The 12,640-nt window shown below is 43.0% G+C and carries 17 protein-coding genes and 2 tRNA genes; 8 read left to right on the plus strand and 11 right to left on the minus strand.

The window, feature by feature from the left end; all coding sequences use genetic code 11:
• The 7 genes from recQ to MNV_RS05885 form a co-directional block, all read right to left on the minus strand.
• Window positions 1-1,665: DNA helicase RecQ (gene recQ / locus MNV_RS05855; protein ID WP_256999967.1), on the minus strand; the 1,665-nt coding region annotated here is incomplete at its 3' end.
• 372 nt (window positions 1,666-2,037) lie between these two features.
• Window positions 2,038-2,934 (minus strand): radical SAM protein, encoded by an 897-nt coding sequence (locus MNV_RS05860; RefSeq protein ID WP_096204418.1) that lies wholly within the window; start codon window positions 2,932-2,934, stop codon window positions 2,038-2,040.
• Between the two features lie 104 nt (window positions 2,935-3,038).
• Window positions 3,039-3,854: a hypothetical protein gene (locus MNV_RS05865; protein WP_096204419.1), complete on the minus strand. Its 816-nt coding sequence runs from the start codon at window positions 3,852-3,854 to the stop codon at window positions 3,039-3,041.
• Window positions 3,851-4,495, minus strand: a complete 645-nt coding sequence (locus MNV_RS05870) for a CPBP family intramembrane glutamic endopeptidase (protein ID WP_218837917.1) — start codon at window positions 4,493-4,495, stop codon at window positions 3,851-3,853. The genes MNV_RS05865 and MNV_RS05870 overlap by 4 nt, the downstream gene beginning before the upstream one ends.
• A gap of 116 nt (window positions 4,496-4,611) precedes the next feature.
• On the minus strand, window positions 4,612-5,235 hold the full coding sequence (locus tag MNV_RS05875) for a 4-vinyl reductase (protein ID WP_096204421.1): 624 nt from the start codon (window positions 5,233-5,235) through the stop codon (window positions 4,612-4,614).
• Window positions 5,133-5,786 carry an RAD55 family ATPase gene (locus MNV_RS05880; protein WP_096204422.1) on the minus strand — a complete coding sequence of 218 codons (654 nt, stop codon included), beginning with the start codon at window positions 5,784-5,786 and terminating at the stop codon, window positions 5,133-5,135. The genes MNV_RS05875 and MNV_RS05880 overlap by 103 nt, the downstream gene beginning before the upstream one ends.
• A 33-nt stretch (window positions 5,787-5,819) precedes the next feature.
• The gene (locus MNV_RS05885; RefSeq protein WP_143311658.1) at window positions 5,820-6,044 is read right to left on the minus strand and encodes a hypothetical protein; all 225 of its coding nucleotides are present in this window, start codon (window positions 6,042-6,044) and stop codon (window positions 5,820-5,822) included.
• 568 nt (window positions 6,045-6,612) lie between these two features.
• On the opposite strand from MNV_RS05885, the gene hgcC reads away from it, so the two are divergent.
• Both hgcC and MNV_RS05895 read left to right on the plus strand, forming a co-directional pair.
• Window positions 6,613-6,888: an HgcAB-associated protein HgcC gene (hgcC, locus tag MNV_RS05890; RefSeq protein WP_096204424.1), complete on the plus strand. Its 276-nt coding sequence runs from the start codon at window positions 6,613-6,615 to the stop codon at window positions 6,886-6,888.
• Between the two features lie 31 nt (window positions 6,889-6,919).
• Window positions 6,920-7,744, plus strand: coding sequence for an arsenite methyltransferase (locus MNV_RS05895; protein ID WP_096204425.1), 825 nt, complete (start codon window positions 6,920-6,922; stop codon window positions 7,742-7,744).
• A 59-nt stretch (window positions 7,745-7,803) separates the two neighbouring features.
• Here the strand turns inward: MNV_RS05895 and MNV_RS19410 are convergent, their stop codons facing one another.
• Together MNV_RS19410 and MNV_RS05900 are read right to left on the minus strand one after the other, a co-directional pair.
• Window positions 7,804-7,941 carry a four-helix bundle copper-binding protein gene (locus tag MNV_RS19410; RefSeq protein ID WP_179293826.1) on the minus strand — a complete coding sequence of 46 codons (138 nt, stop codon included), beginning with the start codon at window positions 7,939-7,941 and terminating at the stop codon, window positions 7,804-7,806.
• A gap of 139 nt (window positions 7,942-8,080) precedes the next feature.
• Window positions 8,081-8,851, minus strand: coding sequence for an ATPase domain-containing protein (locus MNV_RS05900; RefSeq protein ID WP_096204426.1), 771 nt, complete (start codon window positions 8,849-8,851; stop codon window positions 8,081-8,083).
• A gap of 259 nt (window positions 8,852-9,110) precedes the next feature.
• Here MNV_RS05900 and ribC point away from each other — a divergent pair, with 259 nt between their 5' ends.
• The 4 genes from ribC to MNV_RS05920 all read left to right on the plus strand — a co-directional run bounded on the left by ribC (window position 9,111) and on the right by MNV_RS05920 (window position 10,182).
• The gene (gene ribC, locus MNV_RS05905; RefSeq protein WP_096204427.1) at window positions 9,111-9,575 is read left to right on the plus strand and encodes a riboflavin synthase; all 465 of its coding nucleotides are present in this window, start codon (window positions 9,111-9,113) and stop codon (window positions 9,573-9,575) included.
• A 48-nt stretch (window positions 9,576-9,623) separates the two neighbouring features.
• Entirely contained in the window at window positions 9,624-9,932 is a 309-nt protein-coding gene (locus MNV_RS05910) for a cupin domain-containing protein (RefSeq protein WP_096204428.1), read from the plus strand.
• Between the two features lie 76 nt (window positions 9,933-10,008).
• A tRNA-Asn gene (locus tag MNV_RS05915) sits at window positions 10,009-10,081 on the plus strand.
• 26 nt (window positions 10,082-10,107) lie between these two features.
• A tRNA-Ile gene (locus MNV_RS05920) sits at window positions 10,108-10,182 on the plus strand.
• A 92-nt stretch (window positions 10,183-10,274) separates the two neighbouring features.
• Here MNV_RS05920 and MNV_RS05925 read toward each other — a convergent pair.
• Together MNV_RS05925 and MNV_RS05930 are read right to left on the minus strand one after the other, a co-directional pair.
• Window positions 10,275-10,502 (minus strand): hypothetical protein, encoded by a 228-nt coding sequence (locus MNV_RS05925; protein ID WP_096204429.1) that lies wholly within the window; start codon window positions 10,500-10,502, stop codon window positions 10,275-10,277.
• A gap of 113 nt (window positions 10,503-10,615) precedes the next feature.
• A complete protein-coding gene (locus MNV_RS05930; protein ID WP_096204430.1) occupies window positions 10,616-10,897 on the minus strand; it encodes a hypothetical protein in 282 nt (93 codons plus the stop codon).
• A gap of 420 nt (window positions 10,898-11,317) precedes the next feature.
• On the opposite strand from MNV_RS05930, the gene MNV_RS05940 reads away from it, so the two are divergent.
• Entirely contained in the window at window positions 11,318-11,662 is a 345-nt protein-coding gene (locus MNV_RS05940) for a hypothetical protein (protein ID WP_143311659.1), read from the plus strand.
• Window positions 11,663-11,849: 187 nt separating this feature from the next.
• A partial coding sequence (locus MNV_RS05945; RefSeq protein ID WP_218837918.1) for a hypothetical protein occupies window positions 11,850-12,640 on the plus strand: 791 nt, incomplete at its 3' end.

A 12,640-nucleotide genomic window follows, 5' to 3' on the forward strand; every position in this document is an offset into this window, starting at 1 on the left:
ATGAGACTTATGACGGTACAACTCCAATACAGGATATGTCTCCCCCTCCAGTTCAAGATAGCCAAGCTGGATAAGCTCCCTGATATACGCATGCCAGTTTTTCTTTGACAGGTTTTTCCCGGAGCCGTATGACTTTAAAGATTCATGCCCGTTCATCAGCAGTCTGTGGCTTTTTGAGCCGGTGATGACATCGGCAACGTACCCGATGCCGAACCTCTCGCCGAGCTCATCGATGCAGGAAAGGATAATACTGGTTTCCCGGACTGCATTTGTCTTCTCTTTTGGATCAAGGCAATTATCGCAGCCTCCGCAGTTATTCTCTTCAAGCTCTTCACCGAAATAGCCCAGCAGTACCTTTCTTCGGCAGATGTTGCTCTCGCAAAAATTTATCATATCGCGCAATTTGTTCAGCGCGATCTGCCGTTCTTTCTCATCTGCCATCTGGTTTATGAAGTATTCTATTTTCTGCCTGTCCCCGTAGCTGTAAAAAAGAATACAATCGCTCTTTAAGCCATCCCTGCCGGCCCGTCCTGTTTCCTGGTAATAAGCTTCAAGATTCTTAGGAAGGTCGTAATGGATGACAAAACGTATGTTGGGTTTATCTATGCCCATACCAAAAGCAATGGTCGCAACAAGGATCTCTACATCGTCTTTTATGAACTTTTCCTGGTTCAGCGACCTTATGTTCTGCGATAGCCCTGCATGGTACGGGAGCACGCGATAACCTGACCGCTGTAATTTTTCAGTGAGGGAATCAACGGTTTTCCTGCTCTGGCAGTATATGATACCCGATTCGTTCGGCCTGTTCTTTAAAAATTGCACTACCTGCAGGAGCGTATCTTCCTTTGGCCTGACAGTGTAGACCAGGTTTTCCCTGTTAAAGCTTGCAATGTACTTTTTACAGTCTTTAAGGCTCAACTGGGTTATTATATCCTCCCGGACTTTTGGCGTTGCAGTTGCTGTAAGTGCGATTATCGGGATATCCGGGAATGATTCCCTTATAAGCCTTAACTGCCTGTATTCCGGCCTGAAATCGTGTCCCCATTCTGAGATGCAATGGGCTTCATCAATGGCAAATAAGTTTATTTTCAGTCCTTTCAGGAATGCCAGGAATGAGGGTATTGTCAGTCTTTCGGGCGCTATATAGAGCAACTTGATCTTATTCTGCAAAAGAGCGGATTTTATTCTTCTGACCTCATCGTAGTTCAGTGAACTATTGATATATTCGGCATCGACCCCGTTCGATTTCAGGCTGTCTACCTGGTTTTTCATTAATGATATGAGCGGCGACACAACGATTGTCATCCCATCAGAAAGCAGCGCAGGGTACTGGTAGCACAGCGATTTTCCACCGCCTGTCGGCATGAGCACGAGTACATCCTTTCTATTCAGGACATCGAGGATTATTTCGTTCTGGAGCGGTCGGAATTTGGAGTAACCAAAATACTTATTCAGGGTCTTAAAGTCAATTCTGGTATCCGTGAGATTCAAATTTTCCCGAGTCTGATCAACTGATTTTTCTGCGCAGTCCTGTATCTTTTCGTTATGTTTTTGGAGCGCGCCGAGTTTCGGGCATATTTCAAAAAACCCGGCTTCCTTCAGCCTGCATTTATTGTTATCCTCACATGTGCTGCATGCCTGCATATTGGCTATTGATACTTTCAACTGAAATAATGGTTTCTGATTTTGTCTCAGATAAAATTTGGCGATTTATTATCTGGTGCATAACATCTAATAATAGTATATAAACCACAGAGAGCACAGAGGACACAGAGCAAAAACCACAACTCTCTGTGTTCAGGTATGAGAACAGATACACTATTTAAACAACGAACTCGTACTAACTGATACGAACTCACGCAACCGGAGTTCGTTGTGAGTTCGTATCAGTTCGTTGTTGATGCCTATTTTGTACTTTTTCATATTCATTTATGAACTGCGTTCATAACTGACTCTGTGGTTGATTATCTTGTTTCGGCTTGTTCTAATAAAGCTTACAGAATTTTTTAAATTACTTATATTATGTTTAGCGGGCGACTATAATTTACCAATCCTGGTTTTTTCACCCGGAATAAGCCCGCAGCATGTGCCATAATAATTTATCTCATACCCGTTCTCTTTTGCGGACTCAACCGTTGCCATAGTCGGCGCCGCTATGCCGCTCACACCGCACCGCAGAGCGATCATTTCGATCTCTGCCCTATCTTTTCCGCTTGAATGGGCGCACCCTAGCACGACGGGCGTATCAGGAAATATTTCAATGGCTCTTTTTATGACCTTCGCAAAATCGCCGGGCTTAGGCTTGATATGAGCCATCTGCGTTCCCGGGACAGGCATCAATCCCGTAATTATTATTGTCGCCGGCTTTATTGTTCTTATCATCTCAAGTGCGCGGAATTCTCCTTTCAATTCTCCGAAATGCAATCCCACGCATACATGGGGAAAAATCATTATGCCTGAATCTTCTATGGCGCGGAGGCTCTCTATATACTCCTTTTCCGGGACTTCAAGACCGTAAACTTCCCTTGCAGTTCCCATGTCGCCAAGAACATCAAAACCAATTCCGTCAAGCCCCGAGCCTTTTAAGGCTTCAGCATCCTCCATGGAGATGAAACCCGTATGCGCTATTACAAGCAGCCCCGTTTTTTGTTTTATTGCTTTTATTGCAGGAATTAAATTGTTTACGGGCACACGCCCGCGCTCATCGCAGCCGCCTGTCAGGAGTATGCCCTTTGCCCCCTGTTCATGCAGCATCAGGGCTTTTTTTTCAAGCTCTTCGCAGGTTGTGGCAAAGATCAGGGATTCAAGCAGCCTGCCCTTGCAGTGTTTGCACATGAGGGCGCATGAATTTCCTGTGACCGAGATCGAAGGAAAATTGGAGGAAGTGATGAAAAAGTTGATTTTTTTCCCGGAATTCTGGTTGATATCTCTCATTATCCGAACACCCCTCCAGTGTCTCTGGTTCGCTGGAAAGTAAAACCCCTTGTCGTTCCTGATAAATAAAGCTAATGTTAAGAGGCGGGCAGACATCGATGATTTCAGAATGTCAGGTCAAGCTTGTCCAGGTCTATTTTTTTAATCGTCCACCTGTAATAATTGAGATGAACATACAGCCCCATGCCTATCAGCAGGTAGCTCATAATGTAAATAGAATCAAGCAGCGTTCCGGTGTGGAATCCGCTGCTTAATTCTGTGTAGGATACTTTAGATAGTATCTCATAGACATAGTCCCCTATTGTACTGATTATTATTCCGATAAGTATAATAGAAAACGTGACGCTCTCCTTATTTTCTTCAGTTGATTGATTCCTGTAGAGGAACAAAACAGGCAGCAGCATAATGACTATAGTGTTATCCAGTATCCTGAAGAGTATCTTCGTCACCATATCGACCGTGAATTCAAAATGGTAGTTCAAAACAAAATACAGAACTATAAAATTTCCTAGGGCGAACATAATAAATATGGCTACCCACTCTTTTTTGTGTATCCTGGTGAAATCTGTTATCCTCAGTATGCTTATACAGGCTTTTATAAGAAATACATATGCGATACCAGCTACAATTAAGGAAACGTAGGAATACGTACCGAGTACGCCATAGAGTAAATCCCAGAACTGCTTGAGGTTGGCAAAGAACAGGAACAATATGAAGAAAGCGAGGTACAAAAATACTTTCTTAAGCTCACGCTCATAGCTGAACGCCACTTTCAGGGAAAGTAAAAATGCTGCAATAAGAGATATGAGCATCGTATTGATAGCATAGGCACCTGCAAGGCTCCTTGGTAAAACCAGAGTGGTGATAGATATGCCAAAAATCGCGGGCAATGCTATCCTCAGAAAGAGCCGTGGGTTCATAATTCACCTATTTCAGGTGTGTTCACCAAATTTGAATGTTTTTTAATGAATATTATCAGAGCGAAAAATACAACAACAAACCCCATTATTCCTGCCTCAGGTCCGTAACTGCCTCCTGTAAGAAAATTTGTCTTAAGAATCCTGGAATCCATTAATCCAGGCTGGGTAAGAGCAAGGGCGAATACATTGTACTGTAAGAAATTCCATGCAAAATGGAACCCTATGGTGGACATAAGACCGTAAGCCAGGTAAAGCATCGCCAGGAGAACGCCAATCATGCCGACTACTGCAAGGGCGATGATCTCCCTTGAAACATCCAGCCTGTAGTAAACAATGGATGGGATATGTATGGCAGAGAACATAAAAGATGAAAGAATAATGCCATTTTTGACGCCTATTTCATCAATCAGGTTTTTCAGGATATAACCCCGGAAGGATAGCTCTTCACCCGCAGAAACGAGCACCTGTAAAACTAAAAACTGGAAAAAGAGAACAGGATTAAAATCAAAACCCTCTACTTTTATCCATCCTGCAATTATCTCGATGAGGAATACTGCTCCTATCAGGGCTGACCCGAGCAATAAACCGGACAGCGGACTTTTACCCCACTTGAGGCTTTTGCTGAAGTAAAGGACAACCAATATTATAATTAAATAAGAAACATAAATATAAATATTAGAAACCGACATAGCTACAGCACCAAAGGCTACCAGTCCCAGTATCATTAAATATAACAGGAGACTTCTTATCACGGGCGTCATACTACTTCCTGGGATGTATCCAGTGTGATCCGGTCTTTAATATGGACTTTCATCCTTTTTGTGGGTGCTATCATTCCCCTTATTTTCGATACAATGAGCAGGTTGGTTATATTTTCCCCGCTTACGACCACATCCAGGTCGAACACAACATCGCTCTTGCTCACTATCATATTTTCTACATCTTTCCTGTGAGTATCCTTGAAAATATAAAGGTAACATATGCTGTTCGTACCTGATGTTATCTCATAAATCTGGTTGAGGAGACGCCTTATTTTATCGCGGTCATCTATGAGGTCGATGTAAAACGAGAAATTATCTATCATTATCCTGTTATCATCGCCTGCCTGCACCTGCTTTAGCGAGTGTTCGGTGAACAGGGATACTTCATCGCCCTTTCGAACGGACGTGGGGTTAAAGAACCGGCTTACGTTATCCTGGATGTCCTTATCGCTGCCCGGACCTACCACGAAAGTGCAGAATTCATTTCCTGAGGCATGACAACGGGATTCATAGGCGCTCATCTCCGAATCAAGAAGAGAAGAAAGGAGACCGGCAAAAAGACCGGCATGGTAGTAGCATATACCCTCTTTAAACCGGAAAGGTCGGTGCATTCGGGGCATCCGCTGAATTCTATTGTGAACCGCCTGTTCTTCGGGTCTACCTGCGAAAACCGGAAGTTGCTCTGTTCCTTTGTTTTCAGGAGCTTGGTAAAAACCTTGTTGGACAGGTCGCCAAGGATATCGATGACTTTTTCCTTTGTCCAGAACTCGAACTTCCAGAGCGTATCTTTTGGCAGTTTTATGCTTTCAGTGAAGATCTTTGCATCGTGCTTTGCGCTAATGTAGGACAGCTCATAGAGGTTTTTCTTGAAAGTGGGGGACTGCTTCTCTTTTTCCTCATAGTTGAATTTGCTGTAAATATCCACAAAGGAAATATTATTTGAGTCAAAACCGAGTTGCCGTGACCCCTGCAATACATGCTCAGTTTTTCGCTCCGTTGTGAAGTACAGGACTTTCCCGATCGAGGAGAGCTGGTATATCAGGACTTCAGCCATGGATTTCGGGTTTATGAGGCAGCATACGACCGAGCCTGCAGGGATGCCTCCGCCCAGTATATTATCAAGAAGTGGGACTCCAGAGGATTTTATGCCGGACTTCTGGTCTTGTTTCATTTACTGTATATTAATTCTTCAATAGGGTATAAATTAAGCGGTACCATCGCTACTGCTTTTATCCCTCAGCTCCCTGCACAGAAAGCTGGTTGCAACAGATAGCCCGATGAATCCGAGCCCCCATTCAGCATACTTTATAATCAATATCGGCTCACCTGCTGAAAAATACACGTAACCACCCAGATTGGCGTTTATCCATATGGCAAGAATCACACCAATATAACTTATTAAAGCGATCAGGCCGATAATCCTTGTCATCTTCAAGAATTTTATAAAATTTATATTATTAATGTTGTTTTTTGTATAATAATGTCCTGTATCATCTATTGAATGCATCGATATAGTTAAACGCACAGAGCCATGTGAGGTAACTGCCGTAGTAATACCGCATACAGCAGGCATCAGCCAGTACGATATGGATGTTCCCGGGATATCAGGCGGTGCCCTGCCATCCTTAGAGCCGGAGATATCTCTATTACTTATGGTAATATCATCTGCATAGGATTTCCTCCGTTCGCTTGTCCTGTTGCCGGAAATTCTTCCTCCCCCTTAATAGATTGTCCACTTACTTTAAAATACTTTAAGTGATTCGAACATATGTTACGAGCCTGTTGGGGACATATTTTAATTTTAATAATTTCAGTTATAATAATTTCAGATGTACTAAAAATTAAAGCCGGGAGATCTGAAACGCCTTTTGTAAACGAAAAATCAGGAAATTAAAACAAATGTTCCTGAGAAAAGTAATTATTGTCTTCAGCATATTCAGAATAATCAGAAAAATTTAAATAATCTGAATACCCATTTACTACTTGAGGTGATAAAAATGGCAAAAAAAGATGAGAACATGTCCTGCTGCCCTCCTGCAGATATAGGATGCTGCAAGGTTGAATCGGTAATAACCGTAGATGAGAGAGGGCAGACGGTGCTTCCTAAAGAGATAAGAGATAAAGCAAAGATTCACGCCGGGGACAAACTGGCTGTTATAAACTGGGAAAAGGATGGTGAAGTATGCTGTATTTCTCTAATTAAGGTTGAAGAGCTTGCAGAAATTGTAAAGGACAGGCTCGGACCGATGATGAAGGAGATGGCCGAAAAATGAACGACGAAAGAACTTTTTTGGGAGGAATTAAATGAAACAGGAAGAAGTAAAGAAAGTAGTAAGGGAAGGCTATGCTAAGATCGCAAGACAGGGAAGCTCCTGCTGCGCTCCTCTTACGAATTGCTGCGGAAACGTAAGCAGGGCAGAGGATATCAGCAGAATAATCGGGTACGGGGATGAAGAACTCGGCTCCGTGCCAGAAGGCGCGAACCTGGGTCTTGGGTGCGGTAATCCTGTAGCTCTTGCCTCGTTAAAAGAAGGGGAAACCGTGCTTGATCTCGGCTCTGGCGCCGGGTTTGACTGCTTCCTTGCAGCCGGCAGGGTCGGGGAAAAAGGGAAAGTCATAGGCGTGGATATGACTCCTGAGATGGTAGATAAAGCAAGGGAAAATGCAAGAAAAGGCAATTATACGAACGTGGAATTCAGGCTCGGGGAAATCGAGAATATCCCGGCGGCTGATAACTCTGTCGATGCTATCATCTCGAACTGTGTAATCAACCTTGCTCCGGATAAAAAAAAGGTTTTCAAAGAGGCGTTCAGGGTGCTTAAGCCCGGTGGAAGGTTGATGGTTTCGGACCTTGTCCTGATGAGAGAGCTTCCCAAAGGCATACAGGATTCGATCGAGGCTTACATAGGTTGCCTTTCAGGCGCGATAATGAAGGATGAATACCTGGAAGCAATAAGAGAAGCAGGCTTTGGGGATGTCAGGGTACTGGATGAGACGAATTATCCGGTGGAGTTAATGGCTAACGATTCGACCGCGAAGGCGATAATTGAGAATTTCAAAGTTCCGGCTGGGGCTTTAGAAGAGATTGGTGAATCTGTTGTTAGCATTAAAGTACAGGGTAAGAAATAAAATAAGTAAAGGAGGAGACAAATGGTTTAAAATCATTTGCTCCTGTCGATTTTTCGTATCTACATCGACATCCCTGCCATCTGGCGGCAGGACTCGGCACAGCGACGGCAAACATCGGCACATGTTTCCATTTTCTTATCATGAGCGAAGGTTATATGGCTTATTACCGGTTCTGCTTCCCCGTCAACTGCTATCATATCCAGCTTGGGTTCAGTCAGGACTTACACCAAAATGAATGAACTGAAACCTGAAAGCAGGCTTCATATTCTTTTTTTCTCGTCTCCGAATAAAAAATAAACTAGACTGCTATGAAATACCGGACATACTTAAAAATATTTATACTGAATAGATTTCTTCGTTGGGATGTATCACTATACCATTTGCTGTTATTTCATATGGATGAATTCTCTGGCTATGATTGGTGCCTCTCATTTTTAACATCTCGATACTGCGTACTCTTACTGCATCCATCCGTTTATTAGACATTAATATGGTTCCCTCAGTCACAAAAGATTCCACGCCAAATCTGCTGGTTGTGTTATCATCGATGATTTCACAGGTCATCAAGGAAGTCAATCCCAGCACTTCAAGAGTCGTGCTTAATTTAAGAAGCTCAATCCTTATCTTCAAAGGGTTCTGAAGATGGAATCCGATGGAAGTAGCTCCATCAACTACTGCTCTTTTTGCATCTATGTCTTCCTGTACCGCCATAATCTGATCAAGCATCGAACGCATTTCAAAAGGTCTGACGTCGATATATTTTTCGTATGAGGGAATACCGAGTTTAGTGGAGCAGGCATCGACTATTACAAGTTTGCCCTCATCCTCCAGAGCTTTTAAATCCCATCCGAACTGTTTCGCATTCTCTCTGATTTGCTCAGGTCTCTCTTCCATCGCTATGTAAAGACCATTTTCACCATATTCTGTAATGCCATTGTAAATGTATTGAAGTCCAAATATGGTCTTACCTGCACCGGAGGTCCCTGCCACAAGATAAGTTCGGTTCCTTGGCAGTCCTCCTTCACACAAATCATCAAAACCGGAAATCCCGGTAGGAGCACGCTCCAGGCTGATTGTTTTATTTTTAATCTGATTTTTTTCAAACATGCCATACCACCAGAATGAACCCTAACCTTTACTTATAGAGATAAATACTTAATTGCCATATACTTATAATAATAATTACGGCAGGTCATGACGCTCCTTTCCAATACCTGTCAGAACTGCCTTAGTATCGAAAGATTAAAATAATATCTGTTGATAATATATTATGGGAGTTCAAGAGTAAAAATGACTGTGTTCTCTATTGCCCTGCTCTCTGCTAACAAAATCATAATATAGGTTAAAACCTTTTAAAACATCAAATATGCACAAAGTCGGAATCGCGGATACCACCTTTTCCCGCATCAACATGGGAAAAATAGCAATAGATGAGCTAAAGAAAAACGCATCCCTGCAAATAGAACGTTACACCGTCCCAGGGGTTAAAGACCTTCCCGTGGCGTGCAAGAAGCTGGTCGAGGAAAAAGGCTGTAATATAGTCATGGCACTTGGCATGCCCGGCTCGCAGGAAATCGATAAGATATGCGCCCACGAAGCCTCGCAGGGGATAATCCAGGCGCAACTGATGACGAACACGCACATCATCGAGGTCTTTGTGCATGAAGACGAGGCAAAGGATGAGAAGGAGCTTGCATGGCTCATGGAGAGGCGCACGCGCGAGCATGCGCAGAACGTGGTAAAGCTGTTGTTCCACCAGGAGCAACTGCAGCGCGAGGCAGGCACAGGGCAGAGGCAGGGTTTTGCCGATGCCGGGGCGATAAGGCAGTAGTGGATAAATAGTAATAGTGGAATAGCGGATTAATAGTGGAGGAATAATATGGTTGAACCTGTCAATTTAAAGGAGCATATCGAGTACAGCACCGGGTCGGTAGTCAGCAGGACGCTGAAAGAGAACAGGGCAGGCACGATAACCCTGTTCGCTTTTGATGCGGGGCAGGGGTTGAGCGAGCATTCAGCTCCTTTTGATGCTGTCGTTCAGGTAATTGATGGGGAAGGCCGTTTCATTATCGGGGGAGAGGAGCATGACCTTAAGTCCGGGCAGTTGATAATAATGCCTGCCAACGTTCCTCATGCTGTCAGGGCAAAGCAGAAGTTCAAGATGCTGCTCACTATGCTGCGTGCATAAGTGTTGCCATTTTCAAAACATTAACAAAAGGCTTAAATCAAAGTATGACTGTTTAGAGTCGTCGTGTTTGGGATTTGCCGCCATAACTCAGCTGGTAGAGTGCCTGGCTGTTAACCAGGATGTCACAGGTTCGAGCCCTGTTGGCGGCGTCCAGTCCGGACAAGCTTAATTTTTTGGGCCCGTAGCTTAGTCCGGTCAGAGCGCCCGGCTCATAACCGGGCGGTCACCGGTTCAAATCCGGTCGGGCCCATAAATCACTTTAAAGCGTTTTGGTTCAAAATGGGTAGCTTGATTTTGTTAAATTTCAGAACAAATAGCTATCTGCTGGTGGAATTCATCACTTTAAATACCGGCATCAGCGAAAGCCTCGTCAATTAGCCTCATAATCCTATAAAAATCAACGGGGTACCGGAGATCCTCACTCCCTTTTACGTTGCTTCTGGATTCATTTTCTAATTTCCCTTTAAGCCAGTTTACCGCAGCTTTTACATCTTCTCTGGAAAAATAATGCTCTCCCCTGTCTCCGAAATAGATTTTTACTGCCTTCCCACTAAGCGGTTGTGTTTTCATTTGATCACCCCAAATAAGCATACTTTGTCCTTATATATCCTATTAACCGTCTTTTAATGGTCAAAGATAAACAACTCAGCGCTAATAAAAAAGAGCGTGTATCTTCCATTGCATCATATTTGAGAACTGAGTTCTCCAGCTGTCTTATAGGCATCGTACATATTAGATATCCATAATAGAATAACTGACGCACCGGATACCAGAATGGGTCCAATAATATGGCGGTCATGCATTAGAAATATCCATATGGAAACAAATATCGCTCCCATTATAATATAGCCCGTACCTTTTCTTGTTTCTCCGTTGTAAATTTGTCCAAGACCTGGAAAAACAAAAGATGCGATCACTGCAATTATTGGAGTTTTCTTTTTGGTTTGGGTAAATGCTTCGGACATTAGTTTCCCCTTTATTAATCTATTATAAATATTCGGTAAATAAACGTTGCGATGTATAGTAATTAGCCGAAAATTACAGCCATAACGGGAAGTCCGTATATTCAACAGTCTTCTGAAATATTCAATGGATTGAGGAGATTAAACACCGTAAAGTCGGCTGACATGGATTTCGTATCTGTTTTAACCGTCTGATCCGTGTCTCCGTGTTCTGAATCTCTGTGCTGTGCCTTTTCCAGTGAAAACATTATTTTCATGCTTTTATGCCTGTACCAATGGCTCATGAGAGCTTCATACCAGAACGCAAAGGACGGCAATATAAACTCTTTGCAAACTTTGCGTGCTTTGCGGTGAGTGCCCTTGGTTTTCCCGGAAAAATAGCCAAAAAGTTTATATGCATCTTGGTTATCAGTATTTAATGCAATGCAAATGAAAAACGTAGAATTACTGATTTTTTTAGCAGTGCAGAGGTATTCCCTTCTAATGCTTCTACCATTGATGGAGGGAAACTTCATGACTGCTGATTATTTAGAGGCAGCAGTACCCCTTACAATAATCTCCTGGTATTACAGTAAAACGAGTGGTAATCTACTGCCTCTGGTAATTCATTTTGACGATACAACATTTAGAGAACTAATCAGAAAAACGATATGTTGCTTGAACTGGATTTTTGATAGCTTAAAGCTGAGCGGATTTTCTGGAGACCAAATATCTGGAAATAAAAACTTCTACCAGCTTGAGAGAAGCTCTTTTAATAAATATATATAGTAGTTTCAAATTGTGCCGCCATTTGCAATATGCATGTGGCAGTCTCTACAAAAAATGATTTTGAAACGCTGGCTGCACTAACGGCAGTCCAGCACCATAGTATCAATATAATTACTGTATGTTATAAATTTTAATATAAATACAAAAGTATATATATACCAACCCCATTCCGAAAAAGGAGGTTAACATGCCTAGAAAAAAAGAAAGAAAAAATGAAAGTATTACAGAAAAAATATTGGAACCTTTAATTAACATAAAAACGCCAAACTTGATAAAAATTGCATTTATTGGTTTCGCTCTGCTCTTAATTTACACACCTTTATCCTCGGCAGCAGCTTCAGATAATACCAATATAATTGCGAATCCGGGCTTTGAGACCGGAACTACAACTCCTGTGAACTGGAGTTTCATTACACATAACGAGAATACGCCTGTATGGGATGCTACAACATCTCACAGCGGCACTCAATCTGTCAAGATATCAATATCAGGTACTTCCGATGTGATTTCAGGAGACGTATGGTCTGATTTTATCCCATCAACAAGCGGAGCGACATATACGTTCTCTGCATGGGGTAAATCCCAGGAAGCGGGCGGTGCGAACAATCCTGCCGTCCAGGTAGCCGAGTTCGATATAAATTATAACTGGCTGCGGCAGACCAGTCTATATTTCCCGAAAGGCAGTGCAGATTGGAACCAACTGCAAACAACTTTTACTACAGGTGATGGTACAGCCTACATTGGCGTGTATGCAAATATCTGGAACGGTTATGGGAGTTTCTGGGTGGACGATGTTTCATTGAGCCAGACCTCAGCATCAACAGCAACACCAGCACCAACAGCAACACCGGATACTACACCTGCGCCAGCTGCAACGTCTGATCCTACGCCAGCACCAACAACAACACAGGATCCTACGCCAGCACCAACAACAACACCGAATCCCACACCTGCGCCGACCGCAACTCCAGCTCCTAC

Origin of the sequence: Candidatus Methanoperedens nitratireducens (assembly GCF_900196725.1) — an archaeon.
Classification (GTDB): domain Archaea; phylum Halobacteriota; class Methanosarcinia; order Methanosarcinales; family Methanoperedenaceae; genus Methanoperedens; species Methanoperedens nitroreducens_A.

Excerpts from the sequence above, each read along its gene's own strand:
- hgcC (WP_096204424.1), top strand. The coding sequence starts at position 6,613 with ATGGCAAAAAAAGATGAGAACATGTCCTGCTGCCCTCCTGCAGATATA.
- MNV_RS05895 (WP_096204425.1), top strand. The coding sequence starts at position 6,920 with ATGAAACAGGAAGAAGTAAAGAAAGTAGTAAGGGAAGGCTATGCTAAG.
- MNV_RS05925 (WP_096204429.1), bottom strand. The coding sequence starts at position 10,502 with ATGAAAACACAACCGCTTAGTGGGAAGGCAGTAAAAATCTATTTCGGA.
- MNV_RS05910 (WP_096204428.1), top strand. The coding sequence starts at position 9,624 with ATGGTTGAACCTGTCAATTTAAAGGAGCATATCGAGTACAGCACCGGG.
- MNV_RS05865 (WP_096204419.1), bottom strand. The coding sequence starts at position 3,854 with ATGAACCCACGGCTCTTTCTGAGGATAGCATTGCCCGCGATTTTTGGC.
- MNV_RS05930 (WP_096204430.1), bottom strand. The coding sequence starts at position 10,897 with ATGTCCGAAGCATTTACCCAAACCAAAAAGAAAACTCCAATAATTGCA.
- MNV_RS05875 (WP_096204421.1), bottom strand. The coding sequence starts at position 5,235 with ATGCCCCGAATGCACCGACCTTTCCGGTTTAAAGAGGGTATATGCTAC.
- MNV_RS05885 (WP_143311658.1), bottom strand. The coding sequence starts at position 6,044 with ATGACAAGGATTATCGGCCTGATCGCTTTAATAAGTTATATTGGTGTG.
- MNV_RS05900 (WP_096204426.1), bottom strand. The coding sequence starts at position 8,851 with ATGTTTGAAAAAAATCAGATTAAAAATAAAACAATCAGCCTGGAGCGT.
- ribC (WP_096204427.1), top strand. The coding sequence starts at position 9,111 with ATGCACAAAGTCGGAATCGCGGATACCACCTTTTCCCGCATCAACATG.
- MNV_RS19410 (WP_179293826.1), bottom strand. The coding sequence starts at position 7,941 with ATGATAGCAGTTGACGGGGAAGCAGAACCGGTAATAAGCCATATAACC.
- MNV_RS05860 (WP_096204418.1), bottom strand. The coding sequence starts at position 2,934 with ATGAGAGATATCAACCAGAATTCCGGGAAAAAAATCAACTTTTTCATC.
- MNV_RS05940 (WP_143311659.1), top strand. The coding sequence starts at position 11,318 with ATGCAAATGAAAAACGTAGAATTACTGATTTTTTTAGCAGTGCAGAGG.
- MNV_RS05880 (WP_096204422.1), bottom strand. The coding sequence starts at position 5,786 with ATGAAACAAGACCAGAAGTCCGGCATAAAATCCTCTGGAGTCCCACTT.